Origin of the sequence: Pseudomonas sp. BT-42-2, from assembly GCF_025847435.2 — a bacterium.
Classification (GTDB): domain Bacteria; phylum Pseudomonadota; class Gammaproteobacteria; order Pseudomonadales; family Pseudomonadaceae; genus Aquipseudomonas; species Aquipseudomonas urmiensis.
Window position 1 is genome coordinate 258065 of record NZ_JAOYTM010000009.1, and the last position, 18223, is coordinate 276287.

Annotated in this window: 18 protein-coding genes; all 18 read right to left on the reverse strand. The window is 61.1% G+C overall.

From position 1 onward, the window contains the following. Positions 1–68: 68 nt before the first annotated feature. Positions 69–416 carry an Hpt domain-containing protein gene (locus OIU19_RS11225; RefSeq protein WP_264235047.1) on the reverse strand — a complete coding sequence of 116 codons (348 nt, stop codon included), beginning with the start codon at positions 414–416 and terminating at the stop codon, positions 69–71. A 58-nt stretch (positions 417–474) separates the two neighbouring features. Continuing rightward, a complete protein-coding gene (locus tag OIU19_RS11230; protein ID WP_264235048.1) occupies positions 475–2166 on the reverse strand; it encodes a fused response regulator/phosphatase in 1692 nt (563 codons plus the stop codon). Positions 2167–2173: 7 nt separating this feature from the next. Further along, complete coding sequence (locus tag OIU19_RS11235) at positions 2174–2479, reverse strand: STAS domain-containing protein (protein WP_186555977.1); 306 nt, start codon at positions 2477–2479, stop codon at positions 2174–2176. A gap of 298 nt (positions 2480–2777) precedes the next feature. After that, positions 2778–3230 carry a flagellar export protein FliJ gene (fliJ, locus tag OIU19_RS11240; protein ID WP_264235049.1) on the reverse strand — a complete coding sequence of 151 codons (453 nt, stop codon included), beginning with the start codon at positions 3228–3230 and terminating at the stop codon, positions 2778–2780. Positions 3231–3236: 6 nt separating this feature from the next. Next, positions 3237–4595: a flagellar protein export ATPase FliI gene (gene fliI / locus OIU19_RS11245; protein ID WP_264235050.1), complete on the reverse strand. Its 1359-nt coding sequence runs from the start codon at positions 4593–4595 to the stop codon at positions 3237–3239. Further along, on the reverse strand, positions 4585–5358 hold the full coding sequence (gene fliH, locus OIU19_RS11250) for a flagellar assembly protein FliH (RefSeq protein ID WP_264235051.1): 774 nt from the start codon (positions 5356–5358) through the stop codon (positions 4585–4587). Before fliH ends, fliI begins: the two co-directional genes overlap by 11 nt. A 144-nt stretch (positions 5359–5502) precedes the next feature. After that, positions 5503–6522, reverse strand: a complete 1020-nt coding sequence (gene fliG, locus OIU19_RS11255; protein WP_186555973.1) for a flagellar motor switch protein FliG — start codon at positions 6520–6522, stop codon at positions 5503–5505. After that, positions 6515–8293, reverse strand: coding sequence for a flagellar basal-body MS-ring/collar protein FliF (fliF, locus tag OIU19_RS11260; protein WP_264235052.1), 1779 nt, complete (start codon positions 8291–8293; stop codon positions 6515–6517). The genes fliG and fliF overlap by 8 nt, the downstream gene beginning before the upstream one ends. Before the next feature lie 14 nt (positions 8294–8307). Beyond that, positions 8308–8640, reverse strand: a complete 333-nt coding sequence (fliE, locus tag OIU19_RS11265) for a flagellar hook-basal body complex protein FliE (RefSeq protein ID WP_264235053.1) — start codon at positions 8638–8640, stop codon at positions 8308–8310. Positions 8641–8748: 108 nt separating this feature from the next. After that, positions 8749–10125: a sigma-54 dependent transcriptional regulator gene (locus tag OIU19_RS11270; RefSeq protein ID WP_264235054.1), complete on the reverse strand. Its 1377-nt coding sequence runs from the start codon at positions 10123–10125 to the stop codon at positions 8749–8751. Beyond that, a complete protein-coding gene (locus tag OIU19_RS11275) occupies positions 10125–11342 on the reverse strand; it encodes a PAS domain-containing sensor histidine kinase (RefSeq protein WP_264235055.1) in 1218 nt (405 codons plus the stop codon). The genes OIU19_RS11270 and OIU19_RS11275 overlap by 1 nt, the downstream gene beginning before the upstream one ends. Before the next feature lie 203 nt (positions 11343–11545). Continuing rightward, positions 11546–13021, reverse strand: a complete 1476-nt coding sequence (gene fleQ, locus OIU19_RS11280; protein WP_264235056.1) for a transcriptional regulator FleQ — start codon at positions 13019–13021, stop codon at positions 11546–11548. 166 nt (positions 13022–13187) lie between these two features. Further along, positions 13188–13484, reverse strand: coding sequence for a flagellar protein FliT (fliT, locus tag OIU19_RS11285; RefSeq protein ID WP_264235057.1), 297 nt, complete (start codon positions 13482–13484; stop codon positions 13188–13190). A 15-nt stretch (positions 13485–13499) separates the two neighbouring features. After that, positions 13500–13895, reverse strand: coding sequence for a flagellar export chaperone FliS (fliS, locus tag OIU19_RS11290; protein WP_186555966.1), 396 nt, complete (start codon positions 13893–13895; stop codon positions 13500–13502). A gap of 133 nt (positions 13896–14028) precedes the next feature. Next, a complete protein-coding gene (gene fliD, locus OIU19_RS11295) occupies positions 14029–15426 on the reverse strand; it encodes a flagellar filament capping protein FliD (RefSeq protein ID WP_264235058.1) in 1398 nt (465 codons plus the stop codon). A 79-nt stretch (positions 15427–15505) separates the two neighbouring features. Then, positions 15506–15877 carry a flagellar protein FlaG gene (locus OIU19_RS11300; protein WP_264235059.1) on the reverse strand — a complete coding sequence of 124 codons (372 nt, stop codon included), beginning with the start codon at positions 15875–15877 and terminating at the stop codon, positions 15506–15508. A gap of 72 nt (positions 15878–15949) precedes the next feature. Beyond that, positions 15950–16792 carry a flagellin domain-containing protein gene (locus tag OIU19_RS11305; RefSeq protein WP_264235060.1) on the reverse strand — a complete coding sequence of 281 codons (843 nt, stop codon included), beginning with the start codon at positions 16790–16792 and terminating at the stop codon, positions 15950–15952. Positions 16793–17072: 280 nt separating this feature from the next. After that, positions 17073–18008, reverse strand: a complete 936-nt coding sequence (locus tag OIU19_RS11310) for a ketoacyl-ACP synthase III (RefSeq protein WP_264235061.1) — start codon at positions 18006–18008, stop codon at positions 17073–17075. Positions 18009–18223 lie beyond the last annotated feature (215 nt).

The following is an 18223-nucleotide window of genomic DNA, read 5'->3' on the forward strand; positions in this document are numbered from 1 at the left end:
AAGTCTCCGCGCCAGATGGCGTAAAAATCGTCTGGGCAGAAACACGCAAAAGTCGCGCCAAGTTTTGATCAGCTGCTAGAAACGCGCGCGCATTCACCGCGGTAGAAGCACTGAACTTCACGGTACTCCTGGTCGATGCGGTTGATCAGATCCTCGATGCCATACAACGGCGACTGGCGGACTCGCTCTTCCAGCTGCTGACACAGCGCCGCCAAGCCAACAGCGCCCATGTTGCTACTGCTGCCCTTGAAGCTATGGGCAGCCAGGCCGAGCTCGGCCGCATTCTTGGCACCGTGCAGTTGGCTCAGGCGGCGTTCGGAGTCCTCCAAAAAGGTCTCCAGCAGCTGTTGATAGCCGCCCTCCATGACGTCTTGCAAGTCGCTCAGGACTTGGTGATCGATATGCATGTCCACCACTTGCTCACTCCTTGATCAAGTCCAGTATGACGTATTGGCGGCCAACCGGGGTCAGCCCTCACCAACGGATTTGTATCCGCGCGCAGCGCCCGCCTTCCAGCCATTGCGCCTGCTGGCTCAAGCGCCGCACCAGATTCACTCCACGACCACTGAAGCCTTGCTCATGCGCAGGTCGAGCTAAAACCTGTTCGACATCAAAGCCTGCGCCACTGTCTCGCACCTCAATGCTCAGATGCCCACCTTGGCCAAGCGGTTCAACCCGTAAATCAAAGCGCACATAGCCATCGACCTGTCGCACCAGGCGCTCTGCGCGCTGCCGATAGTAGTCGGCAAACCCACTGGCATCGCGCTTGAGGCCCGAATCCAAGCCCAGCACGCCATGCTCCAAGGCGTTGGAATACAGCTCACTGAGCACACTGTGCAAGACTCCGCTGCTTGGCCGCAGCCCATGGACCTCTTGCAGCAACTGCAACAGATAGGGCACGGGGTTGAAGCGCTTCAAGCTATCGCCCCGCAGCGTGAACCCCAGCGACCAATCCAGCGGGCTGGATCGACCACTGTCAGAGTAGAGCATTGCCGCAGGCGGCTCGAACCCTGGCGCAACCATGCGGATGTCACACAGACTGATATCGTCGCGAGCACGCCCGCCAAAACGCTCCAGCGCCTGCAACACGTCATCGAACAAACGCTCTGGTTCAAGGTTCTCGGCCATCACCGCCTGCAAGCGCTCGACACCAAACAAGCGCTCTTGATCATCGCTGGTATCGAGCACCCCGTCCGATAGCAACAACAGCCGTTCGCCCACGCCCAGCGGCATTACCTCGGTGCTGTCATCGAACCGCTCTGGCGCCAGGATGCCCAGCGGCAAATGCCTGGAGGCCAAGGTAGCCAGCAGTTCGCCACTGGCCGACAAACGATAGCCGTCGGGCATGCCACCATTCCAGACTTCCACGCTGGCTCGCTGGAAGCTCAGGTTCAGCAACAGCGCACAGCAGAACATGTCCACCGGCAGGATACGCTTGAGCTTGGCGTTCATCTCGCGCAGGGTTTCGGCCAGGCCATAGCCCTTGGCCGTCATGCCGTAGAACACTTCTGCCAGGGGCATGGCGCCGACCGCCGCTGGCAGGCCATGACCGGTGAAGTCTCCCAGCAGCACATGCATATCACCGCTAGGGGTAAAGGCCGCCAACAACAGATCGCCGTTGAACAGCGCATACGGCGACTGCAAGTAGCGGATATTCGGTGAGCGCAGGCAACCGCTGTGGGCCACCTTGTCGAACACAGCCTTGGCTACCCGCTGCTCGTTGAGCAAGTGATGGTGGTGACGGGCTATCTGGTCGCGCTGCTCCAGCACCGTTGCTTGCAACCTGCGCAAACGGTCCATGGCGTGGATCTTGGCGCCGAGAATCACCGCACTGTAGGGCTTGGCCACGAAGTCATCGCCGCCTGCTTCAAGGCAACGCACCAGGTCGTCGTCTTCGCTGAGCGAGGTGAGAAAGATGATCGGCACCAGCGCCTGGCCGGCCAGCGCTTTGATCTGGCGGGCAGCCTCGAAACCGTCCATCACCGGCATCAGCGCATCGAGCAGAACCAGCTGCGGGCGTTTTTCGGCGAACAGGGTAACCGCCTGTTCGCCGTTTTCGGCGGTGAACACTTCATGACCTTGGCGACGGACGATTTGCGCGAGCAATAGCCGGTCGGCCGCTCCGTCTTCGGCAATCAATACGCGCAGCGCTTGGTTGGCTGGCATCGGGCTGTCAGCTGATGTCGAAAAGCTTATCGAAATTGGAAATGGCCAGGATCTTGCGCACATCGGAGCTGGTGTTGATCACACTGATGCACGAGTCATCACCGCCTTCGTGATCGCGCAACAACAACAGCATGCCGAGTGCGGAACTGTCCAGGTAGGTGGCCTCCTTGAGGTCGACTACGACAGTATCGGGGCGTTCAGGTTGGCGCTCATAGGCGCTTCGAAACTCCTGGTGCCTGCCGAAATCGAAGCGACCCTTGACCTTGATCGTCAGCTTTTTCTCGTCCCGTGAAAAATCAGTTTCGACTGCCATGCTAGCGATTCCTTCGATGATGGCGAATGCAACTTCAGAAGGTTTAGCAGGCCAGCGGCCATGCCGCAAGCGGGGGGTGCGGCAGGCAATCTGCGGCGCCCTTTTCGCGGGCAAGCCCGCTCCCACAAGGTTCAGCGTGGGCCTGGCATTAACGCACCTGCCCGCAGTCAAAATGGCACTGACTAGGCCTCGCACTAACGCGCCCGCCCGCAGACAAAATGGCACTGACACAACAAGACCACTGCTTCAGCGCAAAACCCTGTGGGAGCGGGCTTGCCCGCGAAAAGGGCGCCGCGTACTACATGTAGTTCTGCCGAGGCAAGCGCTGCGACAACTCATCCAGCAGCTTCTGCTCGCGCTTGTCCTCAGCCCGGCGCGCCTCATCCAAGTAACGCTGAACCAGCTTGCGCAAGCCCTCGACCCGCGCATAGGCCTGCTGCCAGGTATTGCGCGCATTGTTCAGGTTGGTCTGGTGCCAGGTCAGGCTCTGGCGCTGCTGGGTCATGGCCGTTTCAAGTTGCGCAAGGAAGCGCTGGTAGTTGAGCAACCAGCTGCCGTTGACCCCCTGCCCACCGCGGTTGATCCACTGCGCTTGGTAGTCTTCGCGAAAGCGCTCAAGCTCAGCCAACTTGGCCTGCGCCTGAGCCACCTGCTGCTGAAAATGGCCAAGCCGTTGCACGGCCTTGCGCTCGGCCTCCTCGGCCATCTCCACCACCGGCGCCAGGCGCGCGGCTCGACTGGGCATGGCCATGGCCTATCAACCGCCCGCCGGCGCAGCGAACACCGCACCCAGCTGTTCGCGGCTCTGCGCCATGCTGACGTTTTCGTCCAGGCCTTGGCGCAGGAAGCCGACCAGCTTGGCCTGCAGCGCGATGGCCAGGTCCGTCTCCGGATCGCCACCGGCCACGTAGGCACCCACGCTGATCAGGTCGCGGCTTTGCGACAGGCGCGACCATAATTGCTTGAATTTCTGCGCCTGGCGCAAGTGATCGGCATCGACCACTTGGGGCATGACCCGGCTGATCGACGCTTCGATATCGATCGCCGGATAATGCCCTTCTTCAGCCAGGCGCCGCGACAACACGAAGTGACCATCGAGCACACCCCGCGCCGAGTCGGCGATCGGATCCTGCTGGTCGTCACCTTCCGAGAGCACGGTGTAGAAGGCGGTGATCGAACCGCCCCCTGCCTCGCCATTACCGGCGCGCTCCACCAACTTGGGCAGCTTGGCGAACACTGACGGCGGATAGCCACGAGTCGCCGGCGGCTCGCCAATGGCCAGGGCGATTTCCCGCTGGGCCTGGGCGAAACGGGTGAGCGAATCCATCAACAGCAGGACATTCTTGCCTTTGTCGCGGAAATATTCGGCGATCCGCGTGCAGTACATGGCTGCGCGCAAGCGCATCAGCGGCGCATCGTCGGCGGGCGAAGCCACCACCACCGAACGCTTGAGGCCTTCTTCGCCAAGGATGTGCTCGATGAACTCCTTGACCTCACGACCCCGCTCGCCGATCAACCCGACCACGATGATTTCGGCTTCGGTGAAGCGGGTCATCATGCCCAGCAGCACCGACTTACCCACACCGGTACCGGCAAACAGGCCCAGGCGCTGGCCGCGACCCACCGTCAACAAACCGTTGATGCTGCGAATACCGACATCCAACGGCTGGCTGATCGGGTCGCGGTTGAGCGGGTTGATCACCGGGCCGTCCATCGGCACCCAGTCTTCGGCCTTCATCCCGCCCTTGCCGTCCAGCGCACGGCCAGCGCCGTCGAGCACCCGCCCGAGCATGCTCATGCCCATTGGCAGGCGGCCGCTGTCATCCAGTGGCACCACGCGCGCGCCCGGGGCGATGCCGGCGATACTGCCGACTGGCATGAGGAACACTTTACTGCCGGAAAAGCCCATCACCTCGGCCTCGACCTGGACCGGGTGATAAGTGTCGTCATTGATCACCATGCAGCGGCTACCGACGGCGCCGCGCAGGCCTTCGGCTTCTAGGGTCAGGCCGACCATGCGCAGCAGACGACCCTCCACCACGGGCTGCTCAGGCAACTTGATCGCCTCGGCGTAACCGCCCAGGCGCTTGCCGAAACTGGTGCGATCAAGGCGCATCAGCAGCTCCAGAAGGGGCATCCAGTTCGATCGACAGATCTGCCGCCGCCGGGTGCAGGGCCTGGTCATGCAACTGGTCGAACAGTTGCGCCACGGCCTTCTCCATACGGGTTTCCACAGTTGCGTCGATGCGGCTGTGGGCGGTCTCGATGCGGCAACCACCTGGCAGCAGCGCCTCGTCTTCAAGCAACTTCCAACGCTCCTCATGCCGTTCGCGCAGAGCCTTGGCCAGCTCGAAGTCTTGCGGGTTGAGATGGATGCGAATGTTGTCGGCGCCCATGGGCAGCAGCTTGAGCGCCTCGCGCAACACGTGGGTGATATGGCTGGAGTCGTTGCGCAGTTCGCGACCGATCACCTGACGGGTCACATGGGCGACCAGATGCACCAGGGATTTCTCGATCTGGGTATCCTGCTCGGCGATCGGCTCGAGCAAATGCCCCATCAGCTGTTCCAGGCTTTGCAGCTTGGCCGCCAGGGCCACTTCGGCCTCCTGGCGCACCTTCAACTGAGTGCTGTGAAAGCCCTCGCGCTCGCCAGTGGCGAAGCCTTCGTTGTAGGCCTCCTGGCGGATCGCTTCGAGCTCTTCGAGGGTCAGCGGCTGGACTTCCTCCAGCGGCACTTCCTCGACTTCTTCCTCGATCACTTCTGGCTCAGGTTCCGGCTCCGGCTCAGGTGCCGGATCGAAGCTAGGCAGCGCCCACACATCGACGCCCTCGAGGTCGCGGGCACGGATCAGGTCGCTGGGGTGTTCAGTAGTAGACATGCTTGATGTTCCCGAAACCAATTTCAACCAGAGCAGCGTAGGTGCGGGCTTGCCCCGCGATAGCGATAGCAGTGACAACCTTGCCGCCTGTTCTGATGCTATCGCGGGGCAAGCCTGCGCCCACGCAACTATCCGGCGAATTCGTTAGATCATCTCTTCGGCGCCCTTGCCGCCAAGCACGATCTCGCCGGCATCGGCCATACGCCGGGCGATGGTGAGGATTTCCTTCTGCGCCGTTTCCACGTCGCTGACCCGCACCGGCCCCTTGGCTTCCAGATCGTCGCGCAGCAGCTCCGAGGCACGCTTGGACATGTTCTTGAAGATCTTGTCCTTGACCCGCTCGTCGGCACCCTTGAGCGACACCACCAGCACGTCCGAGGAGACTTCGCGCAGCAGCGCCTGGATGCCGCGGTCGTCGACGTCGGCCAGGTTGTTGAAGACGAACATCAAGTCTTCGATCTGCTCCGACAGGTCGTTGTCGATCTCGCGGATCGAATCCATCAACTGGCCTTCGACGGAGCTGTCGAGGAAGTTCATGATGTCGGCAGCGCGCTTGATACCACCCAAGGTGGTGCGCGCGGCGTTGGAGTTGCCGGAGAACTGCTTCTCGAGGATCTGGTTCAGCTCCTTGAGCGCCGCCGGTTGCACGGTGTTGAGCGAGGACACGCGCAAGATGATGTCCAGGCGCACCTTGTGGTCGAAGTTGCCCAGCACCTCACCGGCCTGGTCAGGGTCAAGGTAGGCCACCACGATCGCCTGGATCTGCGGGTGCTCGTAGCGGATGACGTCGGCCACGGCGCGCGGCTCCATCCACTTCAGGCTGTCCAGGCCGCTGGTGTTACCACCCAGCAGGATGCGGTCGATCAGGCCGTTGGCCTTGTCCTCACCCAGCGCCTGGTTGAGCATCTTGCGGATGTAGCCGTCGGAGCCCACGCCCAGGCTGGTCTGGTCGCCGACGATCTCGACGAACTCGCTCATCACCTGCTGAACCTGTTCGCGATGGACGTTGCCCATCTGCGCCATGGCCACACCGACCCGCTGCACTTCCTTGGGGCCCATGTGCCGCAGCACCTGGGCGGCATCGGTCTCGCCCAGCGAGAGCAGGAGGATCGCCGCTTTGTCGGTGCGGCTCAGCTTGGCGGTAACGGCTCGGTTATCACTCATCGGCGTTGATCCACTCTTTCACGACCTGGGCCACGCGACCCGGGTCTTCGGCCACCAGGCCTTTGATTGCGTTCAGCTGTGCCTCGTAACCCTCGCTTGGGCTCGGCAACAGAATGCTTTGCGGGCCACCGAGGCTGACGCGGTCGTTGGCCAGTTCGCCATCCAGACCGATCATCCCGCCCAGTTCCATGTCGCTGTCGCTGGCAGCCTGCTTGCCGCCACCGGTGATGTTATTGAGCACAGGACGCAGCACACCGAACACCAGCACCAGGATGAACAGTACGCCGAGCACTTGCTTGACGATGTCCCAGAACCATGGCTGCGAGTAGAACGGAATGTCAGCGATTTCCGTGCCACGGTCGGCGGCGAACGGCACGTTGATCACCGTCACGCTGTCGCCACGGCTGGCATCGAAGCCAACGGCGTCCTGTACCAGGCGGGTGAAGCGCGCCAGATCTTCGGCGCCCCATGGCGCACGGGTCATTTCACCCGTGGCGGCATCGAGCTTGGCCTGGTCATCGACTACCACGGCCACCGACAGGCGGCTCAGACGCCCTTGCTGCTGACGGGTGTGGCTGATCGAGCGATCCAACTCGAAGTTCTTGGTCGACTGCTTGCGCTTGTCGGCCGGGTACGGCGCGAGCATCGGCTGGCCGGTGACCGGGTCCATGATCTGCGCGCCGTTGGCATCGAGCAGCGGCTGGCCAGGTTGGACTGCCCCGGCAGGCGGCGCGGCGGCAGTCGCGTTTTCCGGCGCGGCAGCGCCAGCCGGCGGCTGGTTGCTCAGGGCGCCAGGCACACCTTGCGGGCCTTGGCTGCTGGTGCGTTGCTCATCGACCGACTGCTCGCTGCGCAGCGCCGGCTGATCAGGGTTGAACTGCTCGGAGGTCGACTCGGTGGCACTGAAGTCGACGTCTGCCGAAACTTCTGCCTTGTAGCGGTCGTTGCCCAGTACCGGCTGCAGGATGTTGTGCACGCGCTGGGTGAGCATGCCTTCCATGCGGCGGCTGTAGTCGAACTGCTTGCCGGCCATGGTCAGGGCAGTGTCTTGCAACTGATCGGAGAGCAGGTTGCCCTTCTGGTCGACCACGGTGACCTGCGACTTGTCCAGCTCAGGCACACTGGTAGCGACCAGGTTGACGATCGCCATCACTTGGCCCGATTCCAGGGCACGGCCCGGATACAATTCGACCAGCACCGAGGCGCTCGGCTTGCGCTCGTCACGCACGAACACCGAGCTCTTCGGGATCGCCAGGTGCACGCGAGCGGCCTTGACGTTGTTCAAGCTGGAGACGGTGCGGGCCAGTTCGCCTTCGAGGCTGCGACGGTAGCGGGTCGCCTCCATGAATTGGCTGGTGCCCAGGCCCTGCTCTTTGTCGAGCAGCTCGAAGCCAACATTGCCATCGCTTGGCGCCACACCGGCGGCAGCCAGTTTCAGGCGCGCACGGGAGAGGTCGTCGGCCTTGACCAGCAACGCGCCGGAGTTGGGTTCCACGTTATACGGAATGTCAGCCGCACCGAGCACTTCCATGACTTGCTTGGTATCCATGCCCGCCAGGCTGCCGTACAGCGGCCGGTAGTCAGGCTGCTGCGACCAGAGCACCACGGCAAAGCCGATCGCCACGCTGGCAGACAGGCCGACCAACAGGCCAACCTGACGCAGCATGGGCATCTGCGAGATGTTTTCCAGGAACGCCATGCCAAACAGCGGCGGCTTTGCCGCTGGCGGGCCACTTTTGGCGGGGGCGTTATCGACGACTGCTTCGGCCATGACTCAATCTGTCCTCAAACCGGCATCTGCATGATGTCCTGGTACGACTGAACAACTTTGTTGCGTACCTGGGTCAGCGCCTGGAAGGACACGGTGGCTTTTTGCGAAGCGATCATCACATCGGTCAGGTCGACGCCGCTCTTGCCGATTTCGAAGGCATTGGCGATCTGCGACGAGGCCTGCTGGGTATTGTGCACAGCACCAATGGCACTGCCGAATAGATCGGCAAAGCTGCTCTGCCCCGGCGCCAGCTCAGGCGCGGCAGCGACCTTGGGCAGCGACATGGCATCGGCCTGCATGGCACGCATGTCCAACATCAGACGATTGAATTCAACACCTTGGCTCATGAACTTCTCTCTCCGGCGGCCGCATTTTTTTGACACTCATGCAGCGGATAGGCTGGAGCTAGCAACAAGAGTGCCAGCCCAATCCACAATCGTTTTAAAAATCCTCGATCAGCCGAACAGGCTGGCTTCCACATCCAGCCCGGCATCACGCATCTGCGCCAGCTTGTAGCGCAACGTGCGCGGGCTGATACCCAAGCGATCGGCCGCTTCTTTGCGGCGACCACGTTCGGCGCGCAGGGTGTCGATGATCATCTGGTATTCATGACGGCGCATGTCGTCGCCCAGGCCACTGCCTTGCCCAGCGGCTTCAGGCGGTGCCGGCTCGCTACTGACCGCAACGGGTGCCGACAAGGCAATGGCGCCACTCAGACAGAAATCCGCCGCCTCGATCACGCCACCCTGCTGCAGGATCAACGCGCGCTGCAACGCATTGTCCAGCTCGCGCACGTTGCCCGGCCACTGGTGCCCCTGCAGGCAGGCACGGGCATCCGCAGACAGGCGCACCGGGGCGTGCTTCATCTTCGCCACGTGACGCGCCAGCAGACGCTCGGCCAACGGCAAGATGTCGGCACTGCGCTGGCGCAGCGGACTCCAGGCCAAGGGAAACACCGACAAACGGTAGTAGAGGTCTTCACGGAAGCGCCCCGCCGCCACTTCGCCCGCCAGATCACGATTGGTCGTGGCCAGCACGCGAATATCCAGGGCGATCGGCTTGCGCCCACCCACCCGCTCCACCTCCCGTTCCTGGAGCACGCGCAGCAGCTTGGCCTGCAAGCCCAGCGGCATTTCAGAGATCTCGTCGAGCAACAAGGTGCCGCCGTCAGCCTGTTCGAACTTGCCCGGCTGGGCGGCGATGGCGCCGGTAAAGGCGCCCTTCTCATGGCCGAACAAAGTGGCCTCGAGCATGTTGTCGGGGATCGCCGCGCAGTTGATCGCGACAAACGCCTGGGTCGCGCGCGACGATTGCTGATGAATGTAACGCGCCAAGACCTCCTTGCCAGTGCCCGACTCACCAGAAATCAGCACGGTCGAATCGCTGCGCGCAACCCGCGCGGCCAGCTCCAGCAGCTGGCGACTGGCAGGCTCGCAGGCTACCGGCCCTTCTTCGTCGACGCCGCCCACCCGCCCACCGGCATGGCGCTCGACCAGGCTGAGCAGCGCTTTGGGCTCGAAAGGCTTGACCAGATAATCGGCAGCGCCCTGGCGCATGGCCTCGACCGCACGCTCGACGGCAGCGTGAGCGGTCATCAACAGCACCGGCAACTGCGGATGATGACAGCGCAGCTGGGCCAGCAACTGGTGGCCATCCATGCCGGGCATGTTGACATCACTGACCACCAGGCTGAACGCTTCGCCTGCCACGGCTTCGAGCGCTTCCTCAGCAGAACCTACGGCGTGATAGGCAAACCCACCCAGCTCAAGGGTGTCGGCCAGGGCTTGACGCAAGACCCGATCATCTTCGACCAGCAGCACCTTGATACCCATCACACGCCCCCCGCAGGCAGCTCGCCGATCAGCGGCAGAACAACCTGCACACAGGTACCACGCCCCACTTTCGAGCGCACCTTCAGCGCGCCTTGGTGGGCCCGCACCACTGCCTGAACTACCGCCAGCCCCAGACCGGTACCGGTAGCCTTGGTGGTCAAAAATGGCTCGCCCAGGCGCGCTAACAGCTGCGCATCAATGCCAGAACCTGCGTCACTCACGCACAGGTGCAATGACTGCCCACGGCGGAACAGGTGAACCTTGACCCGCGCCGGGCCTTGGCAGGCCTGCAACGCGTTCTCGATCAGATTGAGCAAGGCACCCACCAAGGTGTCGCGATTGCACAGCAACTCACCCAGGTGAATATCGCACTGCCAGCGCACCGCATGCCCCTGCACATGTGACTGCGCCGCTTGCTGCAGCGCCTGGAACAAGGCCTTTGGGCTGATCCGATCAGACACCGGCAGCTCGCCGCGGGCGAATACCAGCATGTCGCGAACCTGATGCTCCAGCTCATGCAGGCGCTCTTTCAAATTGCCGGCAAAGCGCTGGCGCGTGTCGCGCGGGAGTTCTTGCTCGGCATCGGCCAGGTGACTGGCATAGAGCATGGCCGCCGACAACGGCGTACGGATCTGATGGGCCAGTGAAGCGACCATCCGCCCCAACGACGACAGCCGTTCATGACGGGCCAATTGATCTTGCAGGCGACGAGTTTCAGTCAAATCATTGAGCAGCACCAACTGGCCCGGCTCGGCATCCAGCGAACGGGTGGCGATCGACAAGCGCCGACCATCACGCAGCGACACCTCATGCCCATCGTCCTTGCGCGGGGCAAAGCTGCGGGCGATAACCTGCCGCCACAGCTGACCAATCAGCGGCTCACCGAGCAGCTCGCATGCGGCTGGATTGGCCTCGCGCACAAAGCCCTGGGCATCGATCACGATGACCCCGCCTGGCAGCAGGTCGAGCAGGTTTTGCAAACGATTGGCCAGGCGTTCCTTCTCGTCCAGCTCCGCCATACGCTGGGCACTGACCACCGCCAGCTCGCCCTTGAGCTCGCTGACGCGCGCCTCAAGCATGCCGTACGACTCGCTGAGCTGGCTGGAGACCTGGCTGAACAGTGCGAAGGCCTGCTCAAGGCCCAGTCGACTTTCCTGCTCGACCGGGGTACGCCCCTGCGGATCGGGGGCTCGGGAAATCGTGGCGACTTGGGGCATCGTGCTCTCTCGCGTGACTGACCGTCAAAAACGGTGTGTTGCCTGCGATATAGCAATAGCCGTGCCGGAGATTCGAGAGGGCGTTGCGAAGAAAACCACAAGTGGGCGTGGAGCCCCTTGAATACGGGGCCTTGCGCCCCTGCAAATGGTGTGGACATTAGCTTCGGCGGGCCATCCCTTGCCCGGACCGAAGCGAACAGGCGTCAATCCTCCGCCTGCTCCTCGCCATCACGGCGGCTCATACCGTACTTGCGCATCTTCTCCACCAGCGTGGTGCGACGAATACGCAGGCGCTCGGCGGCCCGAGCAACAATGCCATTGGCGTCGTCCAGCGCCTGCTGGATCAAGCCTTGCTCAAGGCTACCCAGGTAGTCCTTCAAGTCGAGGCCTTCCGGCGGCAACATGGCGTGACTGGAGAAGTCCGGCGCGTGGCCATTGATCGCCACCCGCTCTTCGAGGTCGCTGCGCAAGCTGTCGACCAACTGCTCGTCTTCGTCATCGACGTAGCGGAATTTCTTCGGCAGCTCCGACACCCCGATCACCCCATAGGGGTGCATGATCGCCATGCGCTCGACCAGGTTGGCCAGCTCACGCACGTTGCCCGGCCAGCCATGCCGGCACAGCGACATGATCGATGCCGAGTTGAAGCGGATCGAGCCACGCTTTTCGTGCTCCATGCGCGAGATCAGCTCGTTCATCAGCAGCGGGATATCCTCGACGCGCTCGCGCAGCGGGGCCATCTCGATGGGGAAGACATTCAAGCGGTAGTACAGGTCTTCGCGGAAGGTGCCGTCCTCGATCATGGTCTCGAGGTTCTTGTGCGTCGCGGCAATGATGCGCACATCGATGCTTTGGGTCTTGTTGCTGCCCACCCGCTCGAAGGTACGTTCCTGCAGCACGCGCAGCAGCTTGACCTGCATCGGCAGCGGCATGTCGCCGATCTCGTCAAGGAACAAGGTGCCGCCGTTGGCCAGCTCGAAACGCCCGGCACGGCTGGTGATCGCCCCGGTGAAGGCGCCCTTCTCGTGACCAAACAGCTCGCTCTCGAGCAACTCGGCCGGGATCGCCCCGCAGTTGACCGGCACGAACGGCGCTTCGCGGCGCTTGGAGTGATAGTGCAGGTTGCGCGCCACCACTTCCTTGCCGGTACCTGACTCGCCCAGGATCAGCACGCTGGCATCGGTATCGGCGACCTGCTGCATCATCTGGCGCACATGCTGGATGGCGCGACTGGTCCCGACCAGGCTGCGGAACAGGTTCGGCTCGCGCTGACGACCGCGCTCACGGGCCTGGTCGTACATCTCGCGATAGACCTGGGCACGGTGCAGCGAGTCGAGCAGCTGGCTATAGCTGGGCGGCATTTCCAGGTTGGACAAGACGCGGCGGCGCAGATCTTCCGGGAACTCCGCAGAAGAAATTTCACCCAAAAGCAGCACTGGAAGGAACTCATCCCAGGCAGCCACTGTCTTAAGGAGCCCCAACACACTGGCTGGCGCATTTACGGTTCCGATGAGTACGCAGAGCACTTCACGACTGGAAGACAACGACTCCACCGCTTGCTGCCAATCCTGGCTGGAGCACGGGAGGTTTTCTTCGCCGAGGAAGTTCAACACCACCGCCAGATCGCGGCGGCGGGCGCTGTCGTCATCGATCAGGAGAATCTTGGTTTCACGCCACATGCAATAGCAACTTCCCTAGTCATATCGGCGCCCGAGGGCGTGCTCGACATCATTCCGACTGAATGGTCAGTGTTCGGACGTCTGAAATTCGAAAACAGCCACTAGTAAAGTCAAAAAACAGCACATAGTCAAATTTATGGCGCGCAGCTTTTTGCATCTTTCAGTGTCAGCTGAACAGATGGTATACCTTCGCCGCATTTTTCGCCTGACGGATTTGCGCCATCTCGTCGACTATTGATTGACGCTCACCACTTGCAACCTCAATTAGATGCCGGTAAGTCTCCAGCAATTGCTCAAGACTTGCCCGCACCGCACCTTCGTTTTGCGTGGCCTCTGCCAGTACGTCCTCGACGCACAAGCGGCATTCGAGGTCGAGCTCGCCCACCGCATCCCAGTCACGTCCGGCCAGGGCGGCCAACAACGCCTCACGGGTCTGTTCGATGCGCTCGATAACCTCGCTCATGACACTCTCCTCGAATCAGCCTTCAGGCTGCTGGTCGGCGATAGCATCCCAACCTTCCTTGACCGTGATCAGCAGGCGCGCGACTTCGTCGATGATCGCCGGATCACTGTTGACGTTGGCCTCGACCAGACGGCGGCTCATGTAGGTGTAGAGGTTGTCCAGGTCGGTCAAGCTGTCGGCGTGGTTTTCCAGGTCCAAGCCTTCGCGCAGACCGCCGATGATGTCGATGGCCTTGCCGATCAGAATGCCCTTCTGGGCCACATCCTTGCGCGCAATGGCGCCCTTTGCCTGAGCCAAGCGGTCCAGGCCACCCTGCATGAGCATCTGTACCAGACGGTGCGGGCTGGCCTCGGAGGTCTGCGCCACGCCATTGACTTTCTGGTATTGCCGAAGGGCCAACATCGGGTTCATGGATCTACCTCGTTGCAGCGAAAAAGGTTGCGTATACCCTGTGTATCGCCGTCACGTCAAAAAACTTTAGCGCCAAAGCGAAAAGCCCGGTGCGTCGATATGACGCTACCGGGCTTTGAGCCGCTGCCGTGAATCAGGATTTCTTGGCTTGGGCGTTGATCGCTTCGAAGATCGAGGTGATCTGGTCGGCCTGGGCTTTCATCTTGCCCAGGGCGGTGTCCAGCGCTACGTATTTCTTGGTCAGCGACTCGGTCAGCGACGCGGTGCGACGATCCAGGGCGGCCTGCTGGTCACTGAGGTTCTTGGCTACGATATCCAGGTTGTTCTTGCGGGTGACCAGGCTGCCGTCGGTGGCATTGTACGGATTAATGGCCTTGTTCATGCGCTCGAAGATACCATTGGTGCCGGTGAACAGCTCCTGAACCTCACCACCAAGTTTCTTGTCGTTCATGGCCGCGGTGAACTTGGTGCTATTGAACTCCAAGGTACCGTCTTTCTGGGTGTTGATACCCAGCTGGCTCAAACTGGTCAGGCGATCGCCCGCGCCGACCTCAGCCAGTACGCCACGCACATCCGACAACAACGAGCGAGTGGTCGGGTCGTTGGTCAGCGGGCCGAGCACCAGATTGTCATCGGCGTCACGGCTGGTGCTGGTCAGCGAGGTAATGGTTTTCTGCAGGGCATTGTAGGCGTCGACGAAAGCCTGGACGGAAGTCTTCAGGCCATCGTTGTTGGCCGCAACCGTGACTGCAGTCTTGGTGCCAGCCACGCTGGAACCGGTCAACTCCAGACTCAGGCCGCTGATGGCGTTACTGACCGTGTTCGACGCACTCTTGACCTCTAGACCGTCGATTTCCAGCACGGCATCTGCGGCGGGGGCGGTGATATATCCGGCGCCTTCGGTATTCATCGACTTGGTACCGTCGATTTTCAGCTCATCTATGCCATCAACAGAAATATCAGTGAACTCACCGGTGGTGGTCGACCCCAAAACCAGGCGCGAGCCGTCCTCACCGCTGATGATGTTGGCGGAAATACCGCTGGCACCCAACTCCTTGTTGATCTGGTCGCGCACAGACTGCAACGTGGCGTTGTCACCCACCTTGACGGTGTAGGTCTTGTCACCCTGAGTGATGGTCAGGTCACCAGGCGAGATCGCCTTGCTAGGACTGTCGAACGCCTGGCTGGCCACCTTCGAACTGGTGGCCAGGTTCTTGACTTCGATGTTGTAGGTACCCGCCACAGCAGCATTGCTGGCAGTAGCCTTGACAATGTTTTCATTGCCAGATTTGGCCGCGAAGGCATTGAACGCCGGCGCGGTCTTATCGTTAAGCTTGTTCATGGCAGTGGTGAAGGTCGTGAGGGCACTGCGCAGCGAGCCGATACCGGAGATGAACGCCGTGTTGTTGGCGGTCTGCCGAGTGATCTGCGCCTGCTTGGCGGCAGTATCGGATTGGACCAGGGCCGTGACGATCTCGGTGATATTGAGACCGGACCCCAGGCCCAAGCTGGGCGTAATCGGACTTGCCATACTGTATTCCCTCTCGTAAATGCGCCAGGAACCACTCCTGTGGACCTAGCCTTCACCACATCATGATGTTCGCCGCAGATCAGACTTTGGCGTCGAACAGAAGACTATTGACATCGCTCAAGCTATTGGCGATCCGCAGAGCCTCTTCGGAGGGCAACTGGCGAATCAACTCACCGGTTTCGCTGGCGATGACCTTGACCACGATCTTGCCGGATTCTTCGTCCGTGGAGAATTCCAGGTTACGTCGGGTCGAACTGAGAAACTTTTCAATCTCCGAAACAGCGCTGCGCACCTTTTCGACGTCTGTAACCGCCGACGGCTCTTTGGCATCGCTGCTACGCTCGGCGTCCGTCGCCCGGGCAACCGACTTATCGGCGATCGATTTATCGGCGACCTGCTCAGCCGGACGTGCGGCCGGGTAAGACAGGTTCAGCTTGACGCTCATGTCCATGCCCACCACCTCCCAATGAAAAGGCGGAGAAGCGCCTTCAGAGCACTTCCCCGCCAGGTACTGTCAGGCAGATTAGCCCAGCAGCTTCAGGACTGCCGATGGCAGCTGGTTGGCCTGGGCCAGAACCGAGGTCGAAGCTTGCTGCAGGGTCTGCTGCTTGGTCAGCTGGGCAGTTTCAGCAGCGAAGTCGGTGTCCTGTACACGGCCACGAGCGGCTTCAGCGTTCTCGTTGATGTTCTGCAGGTTGTTGATGGTGCTGGTCAGACGGTTCTGGGCAGCACCCAGGTCAGCACGAGTCGAGTTGATGGTCTGCAGAGCGTTGTCGATCGCGCTCAGGGCGGAGCTGAAGTTGGCGTTGATGTCAGCGTCAGCACCGGAAATGGCGATTGCGCCGCTGTCCACGCCCAGGGTGGCAGCAGTCATGTCGGCCAGAGTGATGGAGATCTGGTTGTTGCCGCCGCTGTCGGAACCGACCTGGAAGGTCATGGTGATGCCGGAGTTCAGCAGGTTCTTACCGTTGAGCTGGGTGCTGTTGGCGATACGCGACAGCTCTTCGGACATTTGGGTGAACTCTTTGTTCAGAGCTTCACGGTCTTTTTCGCTGTTCGAGTCGTTTCGCGACTGAACTGCCAGTTCACGCATACGCTGCAGGATGTTGGTCTGCTCTTGCATCGCGCCTTCAGCGGTCTGGGCGATGGAGATACCGTCGTTGGCGTTCTTGATCGCCATGGTCTGACCACGGATCTGCGAGGTCATGCGAGTAGCGATCTGCAGGCCGGCGGCGTCGTCTTTGGCGCTGTTGATTTTCAGGCCGGAGGACAGACGGGTCATCGAGGTGCTCAGCGCGTCGGAAGCACGGTTCAGGTTTTTCTGAACGCCCAGAGAGGTGGTGTTGGTGTTAACGGTCAAAGCCATGACGAATTCCTCGTTGGATTGGGTACTACGGCTTCCGGCCTTGGCAATTCGCCGGGTGTGGCACAGAGAACCTTCGTAATAGTTATCGTCGTCAGGGCGGGTTGCTTTAGCGGATTTTCGAAAAAAATTACTGGCATCCTGCCAGCCCAATGAAATCAAGGAGTTGACGCCAAAATACAGACAGCCTGATGCGCACAAAAGGGCAAGCGCATACTCGTTCAGAGCCCGCATACAAAAACGCCGCCCGGGAAACGGCGGCGTTGGTTCTCAGGAGCAGCTGTCAGTCACGTCGCTCGATGATCGCCGAGCCCCACGACAGCCCCACACCGAAGCCGCTCAGCGCAACGCGCTTGTGCTGCGAGCCAAGCACGTGCTTTTCCAGCAGCAACGGAATGCTCGACGACACGGTATTGCCAGTCTCTACCATATCCTTGACGAACTTGGTCTTGTGCTCCCCCTCATCAAAACGCGCCGAAACCGCATCAACGATCGCCGCGCTGCCTTGATGCAGACAGTACAAATCGATGTCATCGGCCCGAAGCCCGCTGGCCTCAAGCAGCTGCTGCAAATGCGCTGGCACTTTGACCAAAGCAAAATTGTAAACCTGACGACCGTTCATGAAGAACTTGCCATCGGTCGTACGCAGATGTTCAGCGCCGGAGCCATCGCTTCCGAACAGCGACTTGCCAAGCTGCCAAGCGGCGCCCTCGCCCATCCAGGTCGCTGTAGCGGCATCACCGAACAGCATGGTGGTGTTGCGATCCTCAGGGTCGACGATCTTCGAGTACGGGTCGGCGGTGAGCAGCAAACCATTCTTCAGACCTGACGCCTCCATGAAGCCTTTCATGGCATAGATGCCATAGACATAGCCGGAGCAACCCAAGGAAATATCAAAGGCAGCGATCGCGGTCGGCAGGCCCAACTTGTGCTGGACGATGGCTGCGGTGTGCGGCAGGCCTTCGGCATCGCCATTCTGGGTAACGACGATGACGATATCGATGGATGCCGGGTCAAATGAAGGATTAGCAGCGAACAGATTCCTCGCGGCTTCGACACACAAGTCGGAGGTTTCCTGCTCATCATCCTTGCGCGGCAAGAAGGTCGAACCAATCTTGCCGAAAATGAAATCCTGATCCTTGCCGAATTTCGCACCTTGGGCGTAGTTGTCGACACCCTCGACAGGTACGTAACTGGCGATGCTTTTGATGCCAATCATTGTGGCTTCCCGATAGATATGGCGGAATTTCGCGGACCGTGGCCCATGATACTGGCCTGACGCACAGTGGTGACGGTATTGCCCGCTGACTCAATAGATTAAAGATGCGCGTTTCGACTGCCAAGTCACGTCGCACCCCCAAAGTCACTTCACCCCACCCCTGCTTTCAGATCCTAGCACTCCGTTAGCTACTGCATCGGTGATTGGCAGACCTT